The sequence below is a fragment of the Prevotella sp. HCN-7019 genome, from assembly GCF_037890215.1.
Classification (GTDB): Bacteria; Bacteroidota; Bacteroidia; order Bacteroidales; family Bacteroidaceae; genus Prevotella.
Genome location: NZ_JBBKBO010000003.1, coordinates 401,282 through 423,484, shown reverse-complemented (window position 1 = coordinate 423,484; position 22,203 = coordinate 401,282). Strand labels below are relative to the sequence as shown.

General features: G+C 45.8%; 19 protein-coding genes and 5 tRNA genes. All 24 read left to right on the top strand.

Features of this window, described 5'->3' with window-relative positions:
* Positions 1 to 6: 6 nt before the first annotated feature.
* The 24 genes from hpf (at position 7) to rplW (ending at position 22,203) form a co-directional block, all read left to right on the top strand.
* Positions 7 to 306 carry a ribosome hibernation-promoting factor, HPF/YfiA family gene (gene hpf, locus WKT13_RS06815; protein ID WP_298619298.1) on the top strand — a complete coding sequence of 100 codons (300 nt, stop codon included), beginning with the start codon at positions 7 to 9 and terminating at the stop codon, positions 304 to 306.
* Positions 307 to 407: 101 nt separating this feature from the next.
* Positions 408 to 481 (top strand) — tRNA-Thr (locus tag WKT13_RS06810).
* A 73-nt stretch (positions 482 to 554) separates the two neighbouring features.
* Positions 555 to 636 (top strand) — tRNA-Tyr (locus tag WKT13_RS06805).
* A gap of 16 nt (positions 637 to 652) precedes the next feature.
* Positions 653 to 725, top strand: a tRNA-Gly gene (locus WKT13_RS06800).
* Between the two features lie 7 nt (positions 726 to 732).
* Positions 733 to 804, top strand: a tRNA-Thr gene (locus tag WKT13_RS06795).
* Between the two features lie 79 nt (positions 805 to 883).
* Positions 884 to 2,068 carry an elongation factor Tu gene (tuf, locus tag WKT13_RS06790; protein ID WP_298619300.1) on the top strand — a complete coding sequence of 395 codons (1,185 nt, stop codon included), beginning with the start codon at positions 884 to 886 and terminating at the stop codon, positions 2,066 to 2,068.
* An 82-nt stretch (positions 2,069 to 2,150) separates the two neighbouring features.
* A tRNA-Trp gene (locus WKT13_RS06785) sits at positions 2,151 to 2,223 on the top strand.
* Positions 2,224 to 2,238: 15 nt separating this feature from the next.
* Positions 2,239 to 2,430, top strand: a complete 192-nt coding sequence (gene secE / locus WKT13_RS06780; protein WP_021992061.1) for a preprotein translocase subunit SecE — start codon at positions 2,239 to 2,241, stop codon at positions 2,428 to 2,430.
* Positions 2,431 to 2,441: 11 nt separating this feature from the next.
* A complete protein-coding gene (nusG, locus tag WKT13_RS06775) occupies positions 2,442 to 2,987 on the top strand; it encodes a transcription termination/antitermination protein NusG (RefSeq protein ID WP_298619302.1) in 546 nt (181 codons plus the stop codon).
* Between the two features lie 58 nt (positions 2,988 to 3,045).
* Positions 3,046 to 3,486: a 50S ribosomal protein L11 gene (rplK, locus tag WKT13_RS06770; protein ID WP_021992059.1), complete on the top strand. Its 441-nt coding sequence runs from the start codon at positions 3,046 to 3,048 to the stop codon at positions 3,484 to 3,486.
* 21 nt (positions 3,487 to 3,507) lie between these two features.
* Positions 3,508 to 4,200 (top strand): 50S ribosomal protein L1, encoded by a 693-nt coding sequence (gene rplA / locus WKT13_RS06765; RefSeq protein WP_021992058.1) that lies wholly within the window; start codon positions 3,508 to 3,510, stop codon positions 4,198 to 4,200.
* Positions 4,201 to 4,218: 18 nt separating this feature from the next.
* Positions 4,219 to 4,737 (top strand): 50S ribosomal protein L10, encoded by a 519-nt coding sequence (gene rplJ / locus WKT13_RS06760; RefSeq protein WP_298619304.1) that lies wholly within the window; start codon positions 4,219 to 4,221, stop codon positions 4,735 to 4,737.
* A gap of 47 nt (positions 4,738 to 4,784) precedes the next feature.
* Entirely contained in the window at positions 4,785 to 5,162 is a 378-nt protein-coding gene (gene rplL, locus WKT13_RS06755; RefSeq protein ID WP_298619306.1) for a 50S ribosomal protein L7/L12, read from the top strand.
* A 137-nt stretch (positions 5,163 to 5,299) separates the two neighbouring features.
* On the top strand, positions 5,300 to 9,112 hold the full coding sequence (gene rpoB / locus WKT13_RS06750) for a DNA-directed RNA polymerase subunit beta (RefSeq protein WP_340323323.1): 3,813 nt from the start codon (positions 5,300 to 5,302) through the stop codon (positions 9,110 to 9,112).
* 27 nt (positions 9,113 to 9,139) lie between these two features.
* Positions 9,140 to 13,471 (top strand): DNA-directed RNA polymerase subunit beta', encoded by a 4,332-nt coding sequence (gene rpoC / locus WKT13_RS06745; RefSeq protein ID WP_340323322.1) that lies wholly within the window; start codon positions 9,140 to 9,142, stop codon positions 13,469 to 13,471.
* Between the two features lie 344 nt (positions 13,472 to 13,815).
* Entirely contained in the window at positions 13,816 to 15,000 is a 1,185-nt protein-coding gene (locus tag WKT13_RS06740; RefSeq protein WP_340323321.1) for a lipocalin family protein, read from the top strand.
* Positions 15,001 to 15,980: 980 nt separating this feature from the next.
* The gene (locus WKT13_RS06735; protein WP_294459515.1) at positions 15,981 to 16,298 is read left to right on the top strand and encodes a DUF3467 domain-containing protein; all 318 of its coding nucleotides are present in this window, start codon (positions 15,981 to 15,983) and stop codon (positions 16,296 to 16,298) included.
* A gap of 716 nt (positions 16,299 to 17,014) precedes the next feature.
* Positions 17,015 to 17,395 (top strand): 30S ribosomal protein S12, encoded by a 381-nt coding sequence (gene rpsL, locus WKT13_RS06730; protein ID WP_021992964.1) that lies wholly within the window; start codon positions 17,015 to 17,017, stop codon positions 17,393 to 17,395.
* A gap of 151 nt (positions 17,396 to 17,546) precedes the next feature.
* The gene (rpsG, locus tag WKT13_RS06725; protein WP_298619315.1) at positions 17,547 to 18,023 is read left to right on the top strand and encodes a 30S ribosomal protein S7; all 477 of its coding nucleotides are present in this window, start codon (positions 17,547 to 17,549) and stop codon (positions 18,021 to 18,023) included.
* Positions 18,024 to 18,047: 24 nt separating this feature from the next.
* On the top strand, positions 18,048 to 20,162 hold the full coding sequence (fusA, locus tag WKT13_RS06720; protein WP_298619317.1) for an elongation factor G: 2,115 nt from the start codon (positions 18,048 to 18,050) through the stop codon (positions 20,160 to 20,162).
* A 98-nt stretch (positions 20,163 to 20,260) separates the two neighbouring features.
* On the top strand, positions 20,261 to 20,566 hold the full coding sequence (rpsJ, locus tag WKT13_RS06715) for a 30S ribosomal protein S10 (protein ID WP_021582852.1): 306 nt from the start codon (positions 20,261 to 20,263) through the stop codon (positions 20,564 to 20,566).
* 30 nt (positions 20,567 to 20,596) lie between these two features.
* Positions 20,597 to 21,211: a 50S ribosomal protein L3 gene (rplC, locus tag WKT13_RS06710; RefSeq protein ID WP_298619321.1), complete on the top strand. Its 615-nt coding sequence runs from the start codon at positions 20,597 to 20,599 to the stop codon at positions 21,209 to 21,211.
* Positions 21,211 to 21,840 carry a 50S ribosomal protein L4 gene (gene rplD, locus WKT13_RS06705; RefSeq protein ID WP_340323320.1) on the top strand — a complete coding sequence of 210 codons (630 nt, stop codon included), beginning with the start codon at positions 21,211 to 21,213 and terminating at the stop codon, positions 21,838 to 21,840. Before rplC ends, rplD begins: the two co-directional genes overlap by 1 nt.
* 18 nt (positions 21,841 to 21,858) lie before the next feature.
* Positions 21,859 to 22,203 carry a 50S ribosomal protein L23 gene (gene rplW, locus WKT13_RS06700; RefSeq protein ID WP_298619326.1) on the top strand — a complete coding sequence of 115 codons (345 nt, stop codon included), beginning with the start codon at positions 21,859 to 21,861 and terminating at the stop codon, positions 22,201 to 22,203.

Here is a 22,203-nt window from a genome sequence, read left to right as displayed (position 1 = left end):
ACGTATATGGAAGTAAAAGTTCAGTCGATTCATTTTGACGCTACCGAGAAACTGCAGGCGTTTATCGAAAAGAAAACAGCTAAGTTGGAAAAATCATTTGAGGACATTCAGAAAGTAGAGGTGCAACTGAAAGTAGTGAAGCCCGCCACTGCACTAAATAAAGAAACAAGTATGACTGTGTCGGTTCCGGGAACCACTTTATTTGTGGAAAAAACGTGTGATACTTTTGAGGAGGGAATTGACCTTTGTATCGATGCTATGAGGGTCCAATTGGCGAAATTTAAAGAAAAATTGCGCGAAAGATAAAAAAAATCGCAAAAAGTTTTGGAGATTAAAAAATAATGCCTATCTTTGCAGCCGTTTTAGAACAGGTCCTAAATCAATAAGCCTTATGGCTGCAGGGATTTGCCTCTTTAGCTCAGTTGGCCAGAGCACGTGATTTGTAATCTCGGGGTCGTTGGTTCGAATCCGACAAGAGGCTCAAGGAAAAGAAGAGAAGAAGATGCTGGTCGAAAGACGAAGTTCTTTACTCTGAGAATTTATTGAACAAGTAGGGGTGGTTACCAGAGTGGCCAAATGGGGCAGACTGTAAATCTGCTGGCGATGCCTTCGGTGGTTCGAATCCATCACCACCCACTTCAGTTGAAGTTTTGCGGAAATAGCTCAGTTGATAGAGCACTAGCCTTCCAAGCTGGGGGTCGCGGGTTTGAGTCCCGTTTTCCGCTCTAACTTGCTGTAATAGCTCAGTGGTAGAGCACTTCCTTGGTAAGGAAGAGGTCCTGAGTTCAACTCTCAGTTACAGCTCTACTTCTGTTCTTTATTTGTTTAAGGAGTCAGAAGAAAAACAGATAATTCAATTTATATAAATAAAACAAGAAAAGCTATGGCTAAAGAGAATTTTGTGCGCACGAAACCGCACGTAAACATTGGTACGATAGGTCACGTTGACCATGGTAAGACCACTCTGACCGCTGCCATCACAACTGTTTTGGCTAAGCAAGGTCTTTCTGAGGTTAAGTCTTTCGACCAGATTGATAACGCACCTGAGGAAAAGGAACGCGGTATCACTATCAATACTGCCCATGTGGAATATGAAACAGCAAAGCGTCACTATGCACACGTAGACTGTCCGGGACACGCTGACTATGTAAAGAACATGGTAACAGGTGCTGCTCAGATGGACGGCGCGATCCTTGTTGTTGCTGCAACTGACGGTCCTATGCCTCAGACACGTGAGCACGTGCTTCTCGCACGTCAGGTAAACGTTCCGCGTATGGTCGTATTCCTGAATAAGTGTGATATGGTTGAGGATGAGGAAATGCTCGAACTCGTTGAAATGGAAGTTAGAGAAATCCTCGATCAGTATGAATTCGAAGATGATACTCCTATCATCCGCGGTTCTGCACTTGGCGCACTTAATGGCGTAGCAAAATGGGAAGAGAAAGTAATGGAGCTTATGAATGCCGTTGATGAATGGATTCAGGAGCCGCCGCGCGATCTCGATAAACCGTTCTTGATGCCTGTTGAGGATGTATTCTCAATCACAGGTCGTGGTACAGTTGCTACTGGTCGTATCGAAACTGGCCGTGTTAAGGTTGGTGATGAAGTAGAGCTTCTCGGTCTTGGCGAGGATAAGAAGAGCGTTGTAACAGGTGTTGAAATGTTCCGTAAGATTCTTGATGAAGGTGAAGCTGGTGACAACGTAGGTCTGCTCCTCCGTGGTATCGATAAGAATGAAATCAAACGTGGTATGGTTCTCTGTCATCCGGGTCAGATCAAACCGTTCAAGAAGTTCAAGGCTTCTATCTACGTTCTGAAGAAAGAAGAAGGTGGTCGTCATACTCCGTTCGGAAACAAGTATCGTCCACAGTTCTATCTCCGTACAATGGACTGCACCGGTGAAATTTCTCTTCCGGAAGGCGTAGAAATGGTAATGCCTGGTGATAACGTTGAAATCACTGTTGAACTGATCTATGCTGTTGCTTTGAATAAGGGTCTGCGCTTCGCTATCCGTGAAGGTGGTCGTACAGTAGGTTCTGGTCAGATTACAGAAGTTTACGAAGACTAATTTCATAATCCGGGAATTTAGAGTTCTTGAATGATGAAATAAACATAAACGTTCCCGCATGAGCGGCATGCGGGAATTTTTTACGGGATTAGCTCAGTTGGTAGAGCACTGGTCTCCAAAACCAGGTGTCGGGAGTTCGAGCCTCTCATCCCGTGCTAAATAAAGATAATATGTTCAAGAAATTTGTGAATTATTGCAAGGTTTGTTACAACGAACTTGCGCATAAGACTACATGGCCTACAGGTGCCGAACTTACGCACAGTGCTATGATTGTATTATCTGCTTCCCTTGTCATAGCTTGTGTCGTGTTCGCAATGGATCAACTCTTTGAGTGGATCATGAGTATGGTTTATCCAGGTTAATTTATTGAAAGATGGCTGAAACAGGAAAGAACTGGTATGTATTACGTGCTGTCAGTGGTAAGGAAGCTAAGGTTAAGGAATATATCGAGGCTGAGATGAAGCACAACACGTTGCTATCTACACATGTTTCTCAGGTGGTGATACCAATGGAGAAGCATGCTTCTTTACGTAATGGTAAGAGAGTTATTAAAGAGAAAATCTCTCTTCCCGGCTATGTTTTCGTAGAAGCCTCTCTCGTTGGAGATGTTGCACATACATTGCGATTCATGCCCAATGTTTTAGGCTTCCTTGGTGGACTGGACAATCCTTCTCCGGTTCCGCAGGCGGATATAAACCGTATGTTGGGTACCGCAGAAGAGACTGAGCTTGTAGACGACGTGAATATTCCATATGTTGTCGATGAAACTGTAAAAGTTATTGACGGTCCTTTCAGTGGATTCAGTGGTGTGATCGAAGAGGTCAATACTGAGAAGCGTAAACTGAAGGTGATGGTTAAAATCTTTGGAAGAAAGACTCCATTGGAATTAGGTTTTATGCAAGTTGAAAAAGAGGGCTGATGCATTGTTACGGATGTGTCGCAATCTTTTTATACTAATCATTTAATTATAAACAAAAATGGCTAAAGAAGTTGCTGGATTAATCAAATTACAGATTAAAGGTGGCGCAGCGAATCCCTCTCCTCCCGTAGGACCGGCTTTGGGTTCGAAGGGTATTAACATTATGGGATTCTGCAAAGAGTTCAACGCCAGAACCCAGGATAAGGCAGGTAAGATCATTCCTGTTGTTATCACTTACTACACCGACAAGTCGTTCAGCTTCGAGCTTAAGACTCCGCCTGCTGCAGTACAGCTGAAAGAAGCTGCTAAGGTAAAGAGCGGCTCAGCACAGCCTAATCGTCAGAAAGTTGCTAGCGTGACTTGGGATCAGGTTAGAGCAATTGCAGAAGACAAAATGAAGGATCTTAACTGCTTTACTGTTGAAGCAGCAATGAAACTCGTTGCCGGTACAGCAAGAAGTATGGGTATTACTGTAAAAGGGGACTTCCCTGGTAAATAATTTATAACTTCAATTAAGAAAATGAGTAAACTGACAAAAAATCAAAAATCAGTAGCTGATAAGGTTGAAGCAGGGAAAGCATACTCTTTGATGGAAGCATCGGAGTTGGTTAAGGAAATAACAACTACCAAGTTTGATGCTTCAGTAGATATCGATGTACGCTTAGGCGTTGACCCGCGTAAGGCAAACCAGATGGTTCGTGGCGTAGTTTCGCTTCCGAATGGTACTGGTAAAGTTACACGCGTACTCTGCTTGTGTACACCAGATGCTGAAGCTGCTGCGAAAGAAGCAGGTGCTGACTATGTCGGTCTTGACGAATATATCGAAAAGATTAAAGGTGGATGGACCGATGTGGATGTTATCATAACAATGCCGTCATGCATGGGTAAGATAGGTCCTTTGGGACGTGTACTCGGACCACGTGGACTTATGCCGAATCCTAAAAGCGGTACTGTGACAATGGATGTTGCTAAAGCAGTGAAAGAGGTTAAGCAAGGTAAGATAGACTTCAAAGTAGATAAGGCTGGTATTATCCACACCTCTATTGGTAAGGTAAGCTTTACAGCTGAGCAGATTATGCAGAACGCAAAGGAGTTTATCGCTACTGTTATAAAGCTGAAACCTTCTGCTGCTAAAGGTACATATATTAAGAGTATCTTTATTTCTAGCACTATGAGTAAGGGTATCAAAGTTGATCCTAAATCAGTTGAGTAACTCTAAAAGTTTTGTAAAATGAGAAAAGAAGTAAAAGATACTATTATAAACGAACTCGGCCAGAAACTGAAGGAATATCCTCATTTTTATCTGGTTGATGTAACTGGTCTGAATGCAGAGGCTACAAGTAACTTGCGCCGCAAGTGCTTCAAGAGTGAAATAAAGATGGTTGTTGTGAAGAACACACTCCTTCACAAAGCTTTCGAAGCATCAGACGTAGATTTTGAACCTTTGTATTGTACACTTAAAGGCACAACCGCTGTATTGTTCACACATACTGCGAATGTTCCTGCAAAACTTCTGAAAGAGTACACTAAAGAAGGTATCCCCGCTCTTAAAGGTGCATATGCAGAAGAATGCATGTATGTAGGTGCTGACAAGCTCGCTGAACTTGCCGCATTGAAGAGCAAGAACGAGGTTATCGCCGAAATTGTTGCATTGCTGCAGTCGCCTGCTAAGAACGTCGTTTCTGCACTTCAGTCAGGTGCTAATACAATTCATGGCGTTCTCAAAACTTTGGGTGAGCGCCCAGAGTAACAATAAACAATTATTAATATTAAAAAACAATTAAAATTTTAAATAAAATGGCAGATATAAAAGCTATTGCTGAAGAGTTAGTAAATCTTACAGTAAAAGAAGTAAATGAGTTGGCAACAGTCCTGAAGGACGAGTATGGAATCGAGCCTGCTGCTGCAGCTGTAGCTGTAGCTGCTGGTCCTGCAGCTGCTGGTGCTGCTGAAGCAGAGGAGAAGACTTCTTTCGACGTTGTTCTCGCTGAGGTTGGTGGCGCTAAACTCCAGGTTGTTAAGGCTGTTAAGGAAGCTTGCGGTCTTGGTCTGAAAGAGGCTAAGGATCTCGTAGATGGCGCTCCTGCAACAATCAAGGAAGGTCTTTCTAAGGAAGAGGCTGAGAACTTGAAGAAGGCTATCGAAGAGGCTGGTGCTAAAGTTGAGCTCAAGTAATAAATCTTATAAATTCGCAGTAAGACAATAATTTGTCTTCTGTATGAATCTTTTTAAAATACGGTTAGAATCTTCCAGGTAGGTAGGTTCTAACCTTTTTGTGTCTTTTAATTTATTATTAATATTAATATCTTCTGATGGCTTCAAAAATTGTTGATAACAGAGTGAATTTTGCCAGCATCCACAATCCGATGCCATATCCGGATTTTCTTGATGTGCAGCTTAAGTCGTTTAAAGACTTCCTTCAGATGGACACTCCCCCCGAAGAACGCAAGAACGATGGTCTGTATAAGGTTTTCTCTGAAAATTTCCCGATAACAGACACTAGAAACAATTTTGTTCTTGAGTTCCTCGATTATTACATCGATCCACCGCGTTATACTATAGAGGAATGTCTTGAGCGTGGACTTACATATAGCGTGCCTTTGAAGGCCAAGATGAAATTGTATTGTACAGATCCAGATCATGAGGATTTCGGTACATTCATACAAGATGTTTTCTTGGGCACAATCCCTTATATGACAAGCAATGGCACATTTATCATAAATGGTGCTGAGCGAGTTGTTGTTTCACAGTTGCATCGTTCTCCAGGTGTATTCTTTGGACAAGGTGTACATGCAAACGGCACTGTGCTTTATTCTGCGCGAATCATACCTTTTAAGGGTTCATGGATAGAATTTGCTACAGATATCAACAATGTGATGTATGCTTATATCGATCGTAAGAAGAAATTGCCTGTTACAACTCTTCTTCGTGCAATTGGATATGAGCAAGATAAGGATATTCTTCAGATTTTCGACCTTGCGGAGGAAGTTAAGGTTAATAAGAAGAATATGAAGGCGGCCATCGGACGTAAACTGGCAGCACGTGTTCTGAAGAGCTGGAATGAAGATTTCGTTGATGAAGATACCGGTGAAGTTGTTTCTATCGAGCGTAATGAGGTTATCATGGAACGTGAGACTGAACTCACTGAAGATAATATCATTGATATCTTGGAAAGCGGAACTCCTTCTGTATTGCTGCATAAGGATGCAGAGGCTGCAAATAAATATTCTATAATCTTTAATACACTTGCCAAGGATCCAAGCAACTCGGAAAAGGAAGCTGTTTTATATATTTACAGACAGCTTCGTAATGCAGATCCTGCAGATGATGCAAGTGCACGTGAAGTTTTCCAGAATCTGTTCTTCTCAGACAAGCGTTATGACTTGGGAGAAGTAGGACGTTACCGTATAAATAGAAAACTTGGTCTTGATACTGAGTCTGATGTTCGTGTGCTGACAAAGGACGATATAATTGAAATTATAAAGTATCTTATTCAGCTTATCAATTCGAACGCTACAGTAGACGATATTGACCATTTGTCAAACCGTCGTGTACGTACTGTAGGAGAGCAATTGAGTAATCAGTTCTCAATAGGTCTGGCTCGTATGAGTCGTACAATACGCGAACGTATGAATGTACGTGATAATGAAGTATTCCAGCCTACAGACCTGATTAACGCAAAGACAATATCAAGCGTCATCAACTCTTTCTTCGGTACAAACCCGTTGTCACAGTTCATGGACCAGACCAACCCGTTGGCTGAAGTTACTCACAAACGTCGTCTGTCTGCGTTGGGTCCTGGTGGACTTTCTCGTGAGCGTGCCGGATTTGAGGTGCGTGACGTTCATTACACACACTACGGCCGACTCTGTCCTATCGAGAGTCCTGAAGGTCCTAACATCGGACTTATATCGTCATTGTGTGTGTATGCTACTATAAACGAACTTGGATTTATTGAGACACCGTATCGTAAGGTTACTAACGGTAACGTTGATCTTAATAATGAAGATGTTGTATATCTTACAGCGGAAGAAGAACAGGAGCACATCATCGGTCAGGGAAATGCACCTCTTCGTGAAGACGGTTCGTTTATACGTGATTACGTGAAGTGCCGTCAGGATGCAGACTTCCCGGTTGTTGCACCGGAGCAGGTCGATCTTATGGACGTATCTCCACAGCAGATCGCTTCTGTTTCTGCCGGACTTATTCCTTTCCTTGAGCATGATGACGGTCACCGTGCGTTGATGGGATGTAACATGATGCGCCAGGCAGTTCCATTGTTGCATAATGATGCACCTATTGTAGGAACCGGACTGGAGAAGCAGGTTTGTGAGGATTCCCGCACGATGATAACTGCTGAAGGTGATGGTGTTATAGAATATGTAGATGCTACAACAATACGTATATTGTACGACCGTACAGAAGATGAGGAGTTCGTAAGCTTCGAACCTGCATCAAAGGAATATCGCATTCCGAAGTTCCGTCGTACAAACCAGAATATGACAATCGACTTGCGTCCTATCTGTAACAAGGGTCAGCGTGTGAAAGCCGGTGATATACTTACAGAAGGATACGCTACTGAAAATGGTGAGCTTGCTCTCGGACGTAACCTGCTTGTTGCATACATGCCGTGGAAGGGTTACAACTATGAGGACGCTATTGTGCTCAGCGAACGTATGGTACGCGATGATGTCCTTACCTCTGTTCATGTAGATGAGTATTCGCTTGATGTACGTGAGACAAAGCGTGGTATGGAAGAATTCACCAGCGATATACCAAATGTAAGCGAAGAGGCTACAAAAGATCTTGATGACAATGGTGTTATCCGTATCGGTGCGCGTGTTGAGCCGGGAGACATCCTCATCGGTAAGATTTCACCGAAGGGTGAGAGTGATCCGTCACCGGAAGAGAAACTTCTCCGTGCTATCTTCGGAGACAAGGCAGGAGACGTTAAGGATTCCTCTTTGAAGGCCAACCCGTCACTCAGTGGAGTTGTAATTGACAAGAAGATGTTCTCACGTGCCATCAAAACACGTGAATCCAAGAAGCAGGATAAAGTTCTGCTTGCCAAGATTGACGAAGAGTATGAGGCAAAGAATGAAGACCTTAAGGATATCCTTGTAGAGAAACTGCTTATTCTCACAGAAGACAAGGTATCTCAGGGTGTGAAGGACTATTCGGGTGCAGAGATAATAACAAAGGGCAGCAAGTTCACTGCTCCGACACTCAAAAACCTCGAATATGATGGCATCCAGTCAAATGGATGGACGGATGATGCACATACCAATGAGCTCATTCAGAAACTTATAATGAACTACATACGCAAATATAAACTTCTTGATGCAGAACTCAAACGCAGAAAGTTTGCCATAACAATAGGAGACGAACTTCCTTCAGGTATTCTGCAGATGGCTAAAGTTTATATTGCCAAGAAACGTAAGATTGGTGTTGGTGATAAACTCGCCGGACGTCACGGAAACAAGGGTATCGTATCGCGTATTGTACGTATGGAGGATATGCCGTTCCTCGAGGACGGACGTCCAGTCGATATTGTACTGAACCCGCTGGGTGTGCCTTCACGTATGAACCTTGGACAGATATTCGAGGCTATCCTCGGTGCTGCCGGAAAGAAGCTTGGAGTGAAGTTCGCAACACCTATCTTTGATGGTGCAAAACTTGAAGACCTCTCTGAATGGACTGATAAGGCAGGACTGCCGCACTTGTGTTCAACCCATCTTTATGATGGTGAGACAGGCGAACGCTTCGACCAGCCGGCTACTGTGGGTATAACCTACTTCTTGAAACTTGGTCATATGGTTGAAGACAAGATGCACGCACGTTCTATCGGTCCGTACTCTCTCATCACACAGCAGCCTCTTGGTGGTAAGGCACAGTTCGGAGGTCAGCGTTTCGGAGAGATGGAGGTTTGGGCGCTCGAGGCATTCGGTGCCAGCCATGTACTTCAGGAGATCCTGACAATCAAGTCAGACGATACTGTAGGCCGTTCAAAGGCATACGAGGCAATTGTCAAAGGCGATCCGATGCCTACACCGGGAATACCAGAATCGCTCAATGTGCTTCTGCACGAGCTCCGTGGTCTTGGTTTAAGTATCAAACTCGATTAATCCCGAACACCCTAAATTATAAATGATATGGCTTTTAAGAAAGATACAAAAATAAAGAATAATTTCACGAAGATCACCGTTGGTCTTGCTTCGCCTGAAGAAATTCTGGAGAATTCGTTTGGTGAGGTGACCAAACCGGAAACAATCAATTATCGAACATACAAGCCTGAGCGTGACGGACTTTTCTGCGAGCGCATATTCGGTCCGACCCGCGATTATGAGTGTGCGTGCGGAAAGTACAAGCGCATACGTTATAAAGGTATTGTTTGTGACCGATGCGGTGTTGAGGTTACAGAGAAAAAGGTACGCCGTGAGCGCAGCGGACACATCGAGTTGGTGGTTCCTGTAGCACATATCTGGTATTTCCGTTCTTTGCCAAACAAGATAGGATATTTGCTCGGTATGCCGACAAAGCGTCTTGATTCGGTGATCTATTATGAGAGATATGTAGTTGTACAGCCGGGTGCCCTCGAGGGACGCAAGGATGCAGAGGGTGTCGAGATCAACGGTTCTCATAAGATGGACTTCCTTTCTGAAGAGGAGTACATCGACATTATCGAGAACAAACTCGATCCGCGTAACGAATATCTCGACGATTCAGATCCCAACAAGTTCATAGCCAAAATGGGAGCCGAGGCTATCTACGATCTTTTGTCTACAATTGATCTGGATGCACTTTCTTACGAACTGCGCGACCGTGCCAATAACGACTCTTCGCAGCAGCGTAAGACAGAAGCCCTCAAGCGTCTGCAGGTTGTAGAGGCTTTCCGTTCCAGCCGTGGTGTGAACCGTCCTGAGTGGATGATCATGAAGATTATTCCGGTCATTCCGCCAGAACTCCGTCCGCTTGTTCCGCTTGATGGTGGTCGTTTCGCAACATCAGACCTCAACGATCTTTATCGTCGTGTCATCATACGTAACAACCGTCTGAAGCGTCTTGTTGAGATCAAGGCACCTGAGGTTATTCTCCGCAACGAGAAACGTATGCTTCAGGAAGCTGTCGACAGCCTCTTCGACAACTCACGCAAGAGCTCTGCCGTTAAGAGCGACAGCAACCGTCCGTTGAAATCATTGTCCGATTCGCTCAAAGGTAAACAGGGACGTTTCCGTCAGAACCTTCTCGGTAAGCGTGTCGATTATTCAGCACGTTCGGTTATCGTCGTTGGTCCTGAGTTGAAGATGGGCGAGTGCGGTCTGCCGAAACTCATGGCTGCCGAGCTTTACAAGCCGTTCATCATCCGCAAGCTCATCGAGCGTGGTATTGTTAAGACAGTTAAGAGTGCCAAGAAGATTGTCGATCGTCGCGAACCGGTCATCTGGGATATCCTTGAGAACGTGATGAAAGGTCATCCGGTACTTCTCAACCGTGCGCCGACACTTCACCGTCTTGGTATCCAGGCATTCCAGCCAAAGCTCATTGAGGGTAAGGCTATCCAGCTCCACCCGCTGGCATGTACTGCGTTCAACGCCGACTTCGATGGTGACCAGATGGCTGTTCACCTCCCGTTGAGCAACGAGGCTATTCTTGAAGCACAGATTCTGATGCTCCAGAGCCACAACATCCTTAACCCGGCCAACGGTGCTCCTATCACTGTGCCGTCACAGGATATGGTTCTCGGACTCTACTATATTACAAAAATACGTCCGGGTGCAAAGGGTGAAGGACTCATATTCTATGGTCCGGAAGAAGCCCTCATCGCACACAATGAAGGCAAGTGCGACCTGCACGCTCCTGTAAAGGTTGTTGTAAACGACCTCGTTGATGGAGTTATGCAGAAACGTATGGTCGACACTTCCGTAGGACGTGTCATCGTCAACCAGATAATTCCGGAGGAAGTAGGTTACTTCAACGACATCATATCCAAGAAGACTCTGCGTGGTATCATTGCCGACGTTATTAAGTCTGTGGGTATGGCCCGTGCGTGCGAGTTCCTCGATGGTATCAAGAACCTCGGTTACCGCATGGCATATGTCGCTGGTCTTTCGTTCAACCTCGACGATATCATCATCCCGAAGGAGAAAGAGGCTATCGTTGAAAAAGGTAATGAGGAAGTACGTCAGATCACTGAGAACTACAACATGGGATTCATTACCGACAACGAGCGTTACAATCAGGTAATTGATACATGGACTCACGTGAACAACGACCTTGCTAACGTCCTCATGAAGGAAATGACCGAGGCCGACCAGGGATTCAATGCTGTGTTCATGATGCTCGACTCCGGAGCCCGTGGTTCTAAGGACCAGATCAAGCAGCTTTCCGGTATGCGTGGACTTATGGCCAAGCCGCAGAAGGCCGGTGCCGAAGGCGCGCAGATCATTGAGAACCCTATTCTTTCAAACTTCAAGGAAGGAATGTCAGTGCTTGAGTACTTCATCGCATCTCACGGTGCACGTAAGGGTCTTGCCGACACTGCCATGAAGACAGCCGACGCCGGTTACCTCACACGTCGTCTTGTCGATGTATCACACGATGTGATCATCACAGAGGAAGACTGTGGTACGCTGCGCGGACTTGTCTGCACCGCTCTCAAGAACGGCGACGAAGTCATCTCCACTCTTTATGAACGTATTCTCGGACGTGTGTCTGTTCACGACATCATACATCCTACAACCGGCGAACTCATCGTTGCAGCCGGTGAAGAGATTACCGAATCGGTTGCCAAGGCAATTGAGGATTCTCCAATCGAAAGCGTAGAGATCCGTTCGGTGCTCACCTGCGAAAGCAAGCATGGTGTCTGCATGAAGTGTTACGGCCGCAACCTTGCCACAAGCCGCATGGTGCAGATGGGTGAGGCTGTAGGTGTGATTGCCGCACAGGCCATCGGTGAGCCGGGAACACAGCTTACTCTGCGTACGTTCCACGCCGGTGGTGTGGCTGCCAACGCAGCTGCCAACGCATCTATCGTTGCAAAGAACGATTCACGCATCGAGTTCGACGAGCTCCGCATCGTTCCGTTCATTGAGAACGACGGTGAGAAAGACATCAACTGCGACATGGTAGTAAGCCGTCTGTCTGAAATCCGCTTCATCGATCCGCATACCGACATCGTACTTTCTACACTCAACGTTCCTTACGGTTCGTCACTCTATTTCAAGAATGGCGACATTGTGAAGAAGGGCGACCTCATCGCCAAGTGGGACCCGTTCAATGCCGTAATCGTTACGGAATACGGTGGAACTCTGAAGTTCAACGATGTGATAGAAGGTATAACATATCGTGCCGAGACCGACGAGGCAACAGGACTTACCGAGAAGATTATCACCGACTCAAAGGACAAGTCGAAGGTTCCTACCTGCGACATCATCGGTCCGGACGGCGAGGTGGTTGGTACATATAACTTCCCTGTGGGTGGTCACGTTGTTGTTGAGGACGGCCAGACCGTAAGAACCGGTGCAACTCTCGTCAAGATTCCGCGTGCCGTAGGTAAGGCTGGTGACATCACCGGAGGTCTCCCACGAGTAACAGAGCTCTTCGAGGCCCGCAACCCGAGCAACCCTGCCGTGGTTTCAGAAATCGACGGTGAGGTGACCATGGGTAAGGTGAAACGTGGTAACCGCGAGATCATCGTGACCAGCAAGACCGGCGATCAGAGAAAATATCTGGTAAGTCTGTCGAAGCAGATCCTTGTTCAGGAGCACGACGCTGTACGTGCCGGAACTCCGCTTTCTGACGGTATCATCACTCCGGGCGACATCCTCGCCATCAAGGGTCCGACCGCCGTTCAGGAATATATTGTCAACGAGGTTCAGGACGTATACCGTCTGCAGGGTGTGAAGATCAACGACAAGCACTTCGAGATCATCGTACGCCAGATGATGCGCAAGGTACAGATCGACGAACCGGGCGATACAACATTCCTCGAGCAGGAAATGGTGGACAAACTCGACTTCGCAGAGGAGAACGACCGCATCTGGGGCAAGAAGTACGTAACCGACGCCGGCGACTCAGAAACTCTGAAGGTAGGTCAGATAATCTCTGCCCGCAAGCTGCGCGACGAGAACTCTAGCCTGAAGCGCCGCGACCTTCGTCTTGTTCAGGTGCGCGATACTATCCCAGCAACCTCTACACAGATTCTGCAGGGTATCACACGTGCAGCATTGCAGACCAAGAGCTTCATCTCGGCTGCATCATTCCAGGAGACAACCAAGGTGCTCAACGAAGCTGCAATACGTGGTAAGGTAGACCGTCTGGAAGGTATGAAGGAGAACGTGATCACAGGTCACCTCATCCCGGCCGGTACAGGACTCCGCCAGTGGGAGAAACTCATCGTTGGTTCGAAGGAAGAGTACGACCGCATCCAGGCAAACCGCAAGACTGTGCTCGACTTTGCCGGTGAGAACGGTTCGGCTGAATGATATTGAATGTACTGATGCCTGATTGTTGGCATTGGAAATGATAATTACAAACGGAGACATGTGCGCAGGTGCATGTCTCCGTTTCTTTTACACCATAATTCTTATATTCACCGTATGCGAATGGTGTTTCATTGGCACATCATTTACGTTTTTTGTTTTTTTATGACAATAAAAATTGTCCGGTGAATTAATATTCATATTTTTGGAGGGCATTCCGGCATGCATGTGTCAGTTGTGACGACGGCTTCCGCTATCGGTTTCTCATGCGTACAGCGGTCTCGTGCGGCATGCATCAGCAGTTATGTTTCAAATCAGATTATTCCTATTTTCAACAGCTAAGAATTATGAAAAAATTGTATTTCTTATTGTCATTCGGGTTGTGTGCATGTGCCTCAGACGATGCATCACGCCTTGTCGGTCAATGGAACGAGATGACAGACGGAGCAGCTTCTCTTGTAGCAGGTATGGAATTGAAGGAAAACGGTGAGTTCGTACCAGTGGGAACGCATCTGTCAGCATACAACAGGTGGAAAGCAGGTGACGGAATTCTGATATTGAGCGGTGCTGAGAGTGGAACCGCACATGACGGTCTTGTGGCAGATACGTTCGATATAGTAAGCCTGCAGGGCGACACTCTTGTACTGAAACCTTTCAGAGCCGGACACACCATGCGCTTTGTGCGTGGCGACATGAAGACAGCAGGCACCGTAGGTCAGGACAGTCTGAAGGCGTCGCGTCCGCCTTATGAGGGATTTGTCTGGAAGGAAGTGAGTGGGGCAGGACTCCGTATGCTCGCACAACAGAACGAACATATGCGTGTCATGGCCGATCCGTCGTTGCCGGGCATGGTGCTTGTGAGAGACAACGATGTGCGTCCTCACAGACTGATACAGATATTCAATACAGGCAACCGTGGCACAAAAGGACTGCTCGATACTCTCCGTGCCTCCAAAGGATGGATAGATAGCCAGACCTGCCGTTTCAAGGAGACGGACTCAGGCAGGAAGGGTGTGCACAGATATATACTTGTGCCGGACGGAGAGTATGCCAAGAAAATAGACGCCATCTCCGGTCATGAGCCTGTGCCCGTCACATGCAGCGGATGGGGAGTGGGCAACAGCGGTATGCGCTATTTTGAGATATACGACAGCAATCCGTCGAAGGCGGTCTTTGTGGAAATAGGACAGGACGCACCTATCTTTGATGAGACTACCATCGAACTCACCGACACAAAGGCCGGAGGCATCTCAAAGGACATACTTTATACACTCGAGGGCGAACTGCGTGTGGCACACGAGGTGCGTTCGTTCGTACCGGCGGGCAGTGACAAGGAATACTGGTTTGTCGACAAGACCGGTGTCTTGCTTGATATGTATGACAGAGTGACGGGCGGACAGAAGAACGGACGCCCCGTGAAGGCTGTGCTCAAGGTGGAGTATAACGGCAAGTGGGACGATGGCTTCGCCGAACAATATGACGGTGTATATCTTGTGCGCGAGGTGATAAGTGTCGGTACAGACGAACGGTAGATGTTTCCCGTCATCGGCTTGTTGACGGTTGGGTTAAGACATGTTTTATTGTCCGCATGTCGGGCAGACTGATATTGATTTATGAAGCGGCCTTTCCGGACTTGCAGAACGGGCTTTCTCGTTGTCTTGACAGAGTCTTTCTGCAAGCTCGGAAAGGCCGTTTTGTATGACCGGAAGTGTGCAGTGGAGATTTATTCTTGATTCTTCAATCAAAGAGACCGGTGCTTCAAGCCTATACAGGCATTATTCCACTCTGCCGGAATGAACACAATATGGGCTATTTACAGATTTTCAGCATCCTGTGATTTTTTTGTCCGAGTTTTCTGTTCTACCCCAAAAAATAAATGAGAATTTGCGGACAGACTTTGCTTCAGAGGCAAATACGCGAGAAATAAGAAGTTTGTACAAAATACTGAACATCAGCGGATTATGTACGACGGTTGCTTTCCCGCCGTGCAAAAAGCACCGTTTGAGCATGCGATATGGCCCATATCAGGGGCTGAAATGCACCATATCACACCCTGATATGGGCGTAATCGGACCCTGAAACAGGCATGATCGGAACGCAAGATGAACCATTCCGGACCGCATTGCAGGGTATATGAAAAGACGGTATGGGACGAAAGAGCCTTAATCATATGCGATTTAACATTCCTTTACATCTCTTTCGTGATTTTATTTTGTCAAAATAAAGTCAAGAAAATCTGTAAGTTCGTCGTCCGGGTTTTCTTTAAAAACGCCGACATCGAAGCCGATGGAAAGTACGGAAAGTCGGTGCAGTCATAGCGCTGATGATTTTTCGATCGTGTCGGCATGAATTTATTATTACGTGAGGTAATTATTTTTCGACGCATATTTTTGGGAATGTTCTACGGATATGTTATCTTTGCAGTATATATGTGATGCGCTGTGCACCCTGCAGCCTCGGCTGGCGGATACGGCGCTTTTTATTTTGTAATATCTAAAACTAAAAAATTATCATGGACGAAAACAACAATCAGAAACAGGGCTTTCCCATCGAGCTTAATCCGGAGACAGCCCTCGGCCAATATGCCAACCTTGCATTGATCAGTCATTCAAGTTCCGACTTCGTGCTCGACTTCGCACGCATGCTTCCCGGCATGTCCAAACCTCAGGTGCGCAGTAGAGTGGTTCTTGCTCCGGAACACGCAAAGCGTCTGTTGCAGGCTTTGCAGGAAAATATATATAAATATGAGCAGACGTTCGGTAAAATACAGATACCGAACCAGCAGGGCCGCACCATCGCTCCGTTCAACGGTGGTACCGGTGAGGCATGATCTGCATGCACGTGAGTTGTTCTGAATATACGTCTGATGTTCGCTTAGACTTCTTGCTGTTGCAAGAGTGGTGAAGCATAGATATGTAATATAGTCTTCCTGTAGACCTCACTTATGTTATGGAGTGGGTTTACAGGAAGATTTCTTATTCGATAGCCTTGTCGTGCCGTCATGCAGAAGGTTGTTTTGTGGCTGACACTGTTTAAGCCTGGTGCCGCTTTGTATGTATGTTTGCAGACGGTCGCATTCTCTGTGGTTTGAAAGTTGGGGCAGTCAGTTGTTGCCGCTGACGGTCTATGGGTGACTCTCCCTGCAAAACGTGGATTCATGAAACTTTTGAGCAGTCGGTTTGTCTGCATTATTAAAGAATCAATGAGGAAAAACGGACTGAAAATGATGCGGAAAAGTTGGATGCAGATGTATTGTTATTCGTGGTTCTGCATGTGTGCAAATGTCGTTAGTTGATGTCCGGAAGCAGCTCTGAACATACTGTGATTGTCATTGATAGAGTAAATGTTGGACGATAATACTGGTAATTTAGTCTAACGTGTGTTATATAATGTTAATTCATCTATTCTTTGTTTCTTTCTTTGAAGGTTTCGTTAGGCGGATTAAATAAAAGTTTGTACCTTTGCAGCCCGAAAGGCTTATTGTAGCCCTTTTGTAATAGTTTGATAACAACAAAATAAATATATAAATTCTAAAAAAGTAAAATTATGCCTACAATTTCACAATTGGTAAGAAAAGGCAGAAAGGTGCTCGAAGACAAGAGTAAGTCACCGGCTTTGGATGCATGTCCTCAGCGTCGTGGTGTTTGCGTTCGTGTCTACACAACCACACCTAAGAAGCCTAATTCGGCAATGCGTAAAGTTGCCCGTGTTCGTTTGACAAACCAGAAGGAAGTGAACTCTTACATCCCGGGAGAGGGACACAACCTGCAGGAGCACAGTATCGTGCTGGTTCGTGGCGGTCGTGTAAAGGACCTTCCTGGTGTACGTTATCACATCGTTCGTGGTACTCTTGATACCGCAGGTGTTGCAAACCGCACACAGCGTCGTTCTAAATACGGTGCAAAACGTCCGAAAGCAAAGAAATAAGATAACAACAAGTTGTTGATCGGACTATAAAAATTTTAGTAATCGTTTTGCTGGAGAATTGTTAAAGACACAGGTTGAGTAAATGTCCGGGTGCGGACGTTGAAGAACACTAATAAACAGCCCCAAGCAGAATTAAATTTTCAAAAACAAAATGAGAAAAGCAAAACCAAAGAAGCGCGTGGTTCTTCCAGATCCCGTCTTCAACGACCAGAAGGTTTCAAAATTCGTTAATCATCTGATGTATGATGGCAAGAAAAATGCATCATACGAGATTTTTTACAATGCACTTGATGTAGTGAAGGAGAAAATGGCCAAGGAAGAAAAGCCGGCTCTGGAAATATGGAAGCAGGCCCTTGACAATATCACTCCGCAGGTTGAGGTGAAGAGCCGCCGTATCGGTGGTGCCACATTCCAGGTTCCTACAGAAATCCGTCCTGAGCGCAAGGAGAGCATCTCCATGAAGAATCTTATTCAGTTCGCACGTAAGCGCGGTGGTAAGAGCATGGCTGAGAAGCTTGCGGCTGAGATCATGGATGCATACAACAATCAGGGTGGTGCCTTCAAGCGCAAGGAAGATATGCACCGCATGGCAGAGGCTAACCGTGCATTTGCTCACTTCAGATTCTAATCCACTAAATAAGGTAAAAAGAAAATGGCAAATCGCGATTTACATTTGACTCGTAACATCGGCATTATGGCTCACATCGATGCCGGAAAGACCACAACGTCTGAGCGTATCCTCTTCTACACCGGTAAGACACACAAGATCGGTGAGGTACATGATGGTGCTGCAACAATGGACTGGATGGCCCAGGAGCAGGAGCGTGGTATTACTATTACTTCTGCTGCAACAACATGTAACTGGAAGTGGAATGACAAGACTTATAAAATCAACTTGATCGACACTCCGGGACACGTTGACTTCACTGCAGAGGTTGAGCGTTCACTCCGTGTGCTCGACGGTGCTATCGCAACATATTCAGCTGCAGACGGTGTTCAGCCGCAGTCAGAAACAGTATGGCGTCAGGCTGACAAGTATAACGTTCCGCGTATCGGATATGTTAACAAGATGGACCGTTCTGGTGCTGACTTCTTCGAGACAGTACAGCAGATGAAGGACATTCTGGGTGCTAATCCGTGTCCTATACAGATCCCAATCGGTGCTGAGGAGAACTTCAAGGGTGTTGTTGACCTTATCAAAATGAAGGCCATCCTGTGGCACGACGAGACAATGGGTGCTGAGTACAGCGTAGAGGATATTCCTGCTGATCTCGTTGATGAAGCTAATGAATGGAGAGATAAGCTTCTCGAGAGCGCTGCAAGCTTCGATGACGCTCTTATGGAGAAATATCTTGAAGGTCAGGAAATAGGTGAGGCAGAACTTATCGCTGCAATCCGCAAGGGTACAATCTCTATGCAGATCACACCTATGCTTCTTGGTTCTTCATATAAGAACAAAGGTGTTCAGCCGCTTCTCGATTATACATGTGCATTCCTGCCTTCTCCTCTTGATACAGAGGATATCATCGGAACAAATCCTGATACAGAAGAAGAGGAAGCACGCAAACCGTCTGAGGATGCTCCGACATCAGCTCTTGCGTTCAAGATCGCAACTGACCCGTTCATGGGACGTCTGGTGTTCTTCCGCGTTTATTCAGGTAAGGTTACAGCCGGTTCTTATGTTTACAACCCGCGTTCGGGCAAGAAAGAGCGTATCAGCCGTCTGTTCCAGATGAACTCTAACAAGGAAATCCCGATGGAGGCAATCGAGGCTGGTGATATAGGTGCAGGTGTTGGTTTCAAGGATATCCGCACAGGTGATACTCTTTGCGACGAGGCTAATCCTATCGTACTAGAGTCTATGACATTCCCGGATACAGTGATTTCAATCGCTGTTGAACCGAAGAGCCAGGCTGACATCGCTAAGCTCGACAATGGTCTTGCAAAACTTGCTGAGGAAGACCCGACATTCACAGTACGCACTGACGAACAGAGTGGCCAGACAATTATCTCTGGTATGGGTGAGCTTCACCTCGACATTATCATCGACCGTCTGAAGCGTGAGTTCAAGGTTGAATGTAATCAGGGTAAACCACAGGTTAACTATAAAGAGGCTATTACACAGCCTGTCACTCTGCGTGAGGTTTACAAGAAGCAGAGTGGTGGACGTGGTAAGTTCGCTGACATCATCGTAACTGTAGGTCCTAAGGACGAGGATTACAAGGAAGGCGATCTGCAGTTCATCAATGAGGTTAAGGGTGGTAACGTGCCGAAGGAATTCATACCGTCTGTACAGAAAGGTTTTGAGACCGCTATGAAGAACGGTGTGCTCGGTGGTTATCCGATGACAGGACTGAAGGTTACTTTGACCGATGGTTCTTTCCACCCGGTAGACTCTGACCAGTTGTCATTCGAACTCGCAGCCATCAATGCATACAAGAATGCTTGCCCGAAGGCAGGTCCTGTGCTCATGGAGCCTATCATGAAGGTGGAGGTTGTTACTCCGGAAGAAAACATGGGTGATGTTATCGGCGACCTTAACAAGCGTCGTGGACAGGTTGAAGGCATGGACGAGGCTCGTAGCGGTGCACGCATCGTGAAGGCTATGGTTCCGCTGGCTGAGATGTTCGGTTACGTAACAGCATTGCGTACCATCACATCAGGTCGTGCTACAAGCTCAATGGAATACGACCACCACGCTCCTCTGTCAAGCTCAATCGCTAAGGCTGTGCTTGAGGAAGTTAAAGGACGTGCAGATCTGGTATAACCAAGCAAAATAAAAACAAAACGGAGTACTGCCGACTTAGCGAATGACTCTTAAGCGGCAGACTCCTTTTTGAAATAATTAATAATCAAATAATAAATATGAGTCAGAAAATCAGAATCAAGTTGAAGAGTTACGACCACAAGTTGGTTGATAAGTCTGCAGAAAAAATCGTTAAGGCAGTAAAGGCTACAGGCGCTATTGTAAGCGGTCCTATTCCATTGCCAACACACAAACGTATCTATACTGTTAACCGCAGTACATTCGTTAACAAGAAAGCACGTGAGCAGTTCCAGCTCAGCGATTTCAAACGTCTTATCGATATCTACAGCTCTACTGCCAAGACAGTTGACGCTCTGATGAAACTTGAGTTGCCGAGCGGCGTAGAAGTTGAAATCAAAGTATAGTATTTATTTAATATTTAATTTTTAATTGAAATGCCAGGATTAATTGGAAGAAAAATCGGAATGACATCCGTTTTCAGTGCCGACGGCAAGAATGTGCCGTGCACTGTTATCGAAGCTGGTCCTTGTGTTGTAACACAGGTAAAAACCGTTGAAAAGGACGGTTATAAGGCTGTTCAGTTGGGCTTTGGTGAGGCAAAGGAAAAGAACACTACCAAGGCTATGATGGGCTGCTTTAAGAAAGCTGGTACAACACCTAAGAGACACTTGGCCGAGTTCAAGTTTGACGAGGAATATAACCTCGGTGATACGCTTACTGTTGAGATCTTCAACGATGCAAAGTACGTTGACGTTGTTGGTACTTCAAAGGGAAAAGGTTTCCAGGGTGTTATGAAGCGTCACGGATTCGGTGGTGTTGGTCAGAGTACTCACGGACAGGATGACCGCGCGCGTAAGCCGGGTTCTATCGGTGCTTGCTCTTATCCTGCAAAGGTGTTCAAGGGCATGCGCATGGCCGGACAGATGGGCGGCGACAGAGTGACAACCCAGAATCTGAAAGTATTAAAAGTTATCCCGGAGCATAACCTTATTCTCGTGAAAGGTTCTGTAGCTGGATGCAATGGTTCAACCGTATTAATTAATAAATAATGGAAGTTAGCGTATTAAATATCAATGGTCAGGAGACCGGAAGAAAGGTTACGTTGAACGAATCTATCTTCGGAATTGAGCCTAACGATCACGTTTTGTATCTTGACGTTAAGCAATACCTCGCTAACCAGCGTCAGGGTACGGCTAAAACAAAGGAAAGAAGTGAAGTAAGCGGTTCTACACGTAAGCTCGGCCGTCAGAAAGGCGGAGGTGGTGCACGTCGTGGTGACATCAACTCACCGGTACTCGTTGGTGGAGGTCGTGTATTTGGTCCGAAACCTCGTGATTATGGTTTCAAACTCAACAAGAAAGTAAAGGCTCTTGCTCGTAAGTCTGCTCTGTCTTATAAGGCACAGGGTAATGACATCGTTGTTGTTGAAGACTTTACTTTGGATGCACCAAAGACTAAAGATTTTGTAAATATTACTAAAAATCTTAAAGTAGAAGGCCGCAAGATGCTCCTTCTTTTGCCAGGTGTAAATAAAAATGTATATTTGTCAGCTCGTAACTTGCAGGGTACTGAAGTCATGACTGCATCAGCACTCAATACATACAAGGTTTTGAACGCAGATGTGCTTGTTGTGACAGAGGATGCTCTGAAGATGATTGACGGAATCTTAACAAAATAATAGGGAGACAATAGCAATATGGCAATTATCATAAAACCATTGGTCACTGAGAAGATGACCAAAATGACAGACAAGTCTTCTGTAGAGAAATCTTATAAGGTGAAGGGCGAGACCAGAACAAAGAAGGCTGAGGCCAAATATGGTTTCATCGTACGTCCTGATGCCAATAAGTATGAGATTAAGAGTGAAGTCGAAAGTCTGTACAACGTTACAGTGATAGACGTGAACACAATGCGTTACGCTGGTAAGCGCATGAGCCGTTATACACGTGCCGGTCTTATCAAAGGACAGAAGAACGCATACAAAAAAGCTATCGTTACTCTGAAAGAGGGCGATTCAATCGATTTTTACAGCAATATTTAA

Coding starts and splice junctions, on each gene's coding strand:
- hpf (WP_298619298.1), top strand. CDS start 7: ATGGAAGTAAAAGTTCAGTCGATTCATTTTGACGCTACCGAGAAACTG.
- tuf (WP_298619300.1), top strand. CDS start 884: ATGGCTAAAGAGAATTTTGTGCGCACGAAACCGCACGTAAACATTGGT.
- secE (WP_021992061.1), top strand. CDS start 2,239: ATGTTCAAGAAATTTGTGAATTATTGCAAGGTTTGTTACAACGAACTT.
- nusG (WP_298619302.1), top strand. CDS start 2,442: ATGGCTGAAACAGGAAAGAACTGGTATGTATTACGTGCTGTCAGTGGT.
- rplK (WP_021992059.1), top strand. CDS start 3,046: ATGGCTAAAGAAGTTGCTGGATTAATCAAATTACAGATTAAAGGTGGC.
- rplA (WP_021992058.1), top strand. CDS start 3,508: ATGAGTAAACTGACAAAAAATCAAAAATCAGTAGCTGATAAGGTTGAA.
- rplJ (WP_298619304.1), top strand. CDS start 4,219: ATGAGAAAAGAAGTAAAAGATACTATTATAAACGAACTCGGCCAGAAA.
- rplL (WP_298619306.1), top strand. CDS start 4,785: ATGGCAGATATAAAAGCTATTGCTGAAGAGTTAGTAAATCTTACAGTA.
- rpoB (WP_340323323.1), top strand. CDS start 5,300: ATGGCTTCAAAAATTGTTGATAACAGAGTGAATTTTGCCAGCATCCAC.
- rpoC (WP_340323322.1), top strand. CDS start 9,140: ATGGCTTTTAAGAAAGATACAAAAATAAAGAATAATTTCACGAAGATC.
- WKT13_RS06740 (WP_340323321.1), top strand. CDS start 13,816: ATGAAAAAATTGTATTTCTTATTGTCATTCGGGTTGTGTGCATGTGCC.
- WKT13_RS06735 (WP_294459515.1), top strand. CDS start 15,981: ATGGACGAAAACAACAATCAGAAACAGGGCTTTCCCATCGAGCTTAAT.
- rpsL (WP_021992964.1), top strand. CDS start 17,015: ATGCCTACAATTTCACAATTGGTAAGAAAAGGCAGAAAGGTGCTCGAA.
- rpsG (WP_298619315.1), top strand. CDS start 17,547: ATGAGAAAAGCAAAACCAAAGAAGCGCGTGGTTCTTCCAGATCCCGTC.
- fusA (WP_298619317.1), top strand. CDS start 18,048: ATGGCAAATCGCGATTTACATTTGACTCGTAACATCGGCATTATGGCT.
- rpsJ (WP_021582852.1), top strand. CDS start 20,261: ATGAGTCAGAAAATCAGAATCAAGTTGAAGAGTTACGACCACAAGTTG.
- rplC (WP_298619321.1), top strand. CDS start 20,597: ATGCCAGGATTAATTGGAAGAAAAATCGGAATGACATCCGTTTTCAGT.
- rplD (WP_340323320.1), top strand. CDS start 21,211: ATGGAAGTTAGCGTATTAAATATCAATGGTCAGGAGACCGGAAGAAAG.
- rplW (WP_298619326.1), top strand. CDS start 21,859: ATGGCAATTATCATAAAACCATTGGTCACTGAGAAGATGACCAAAATG.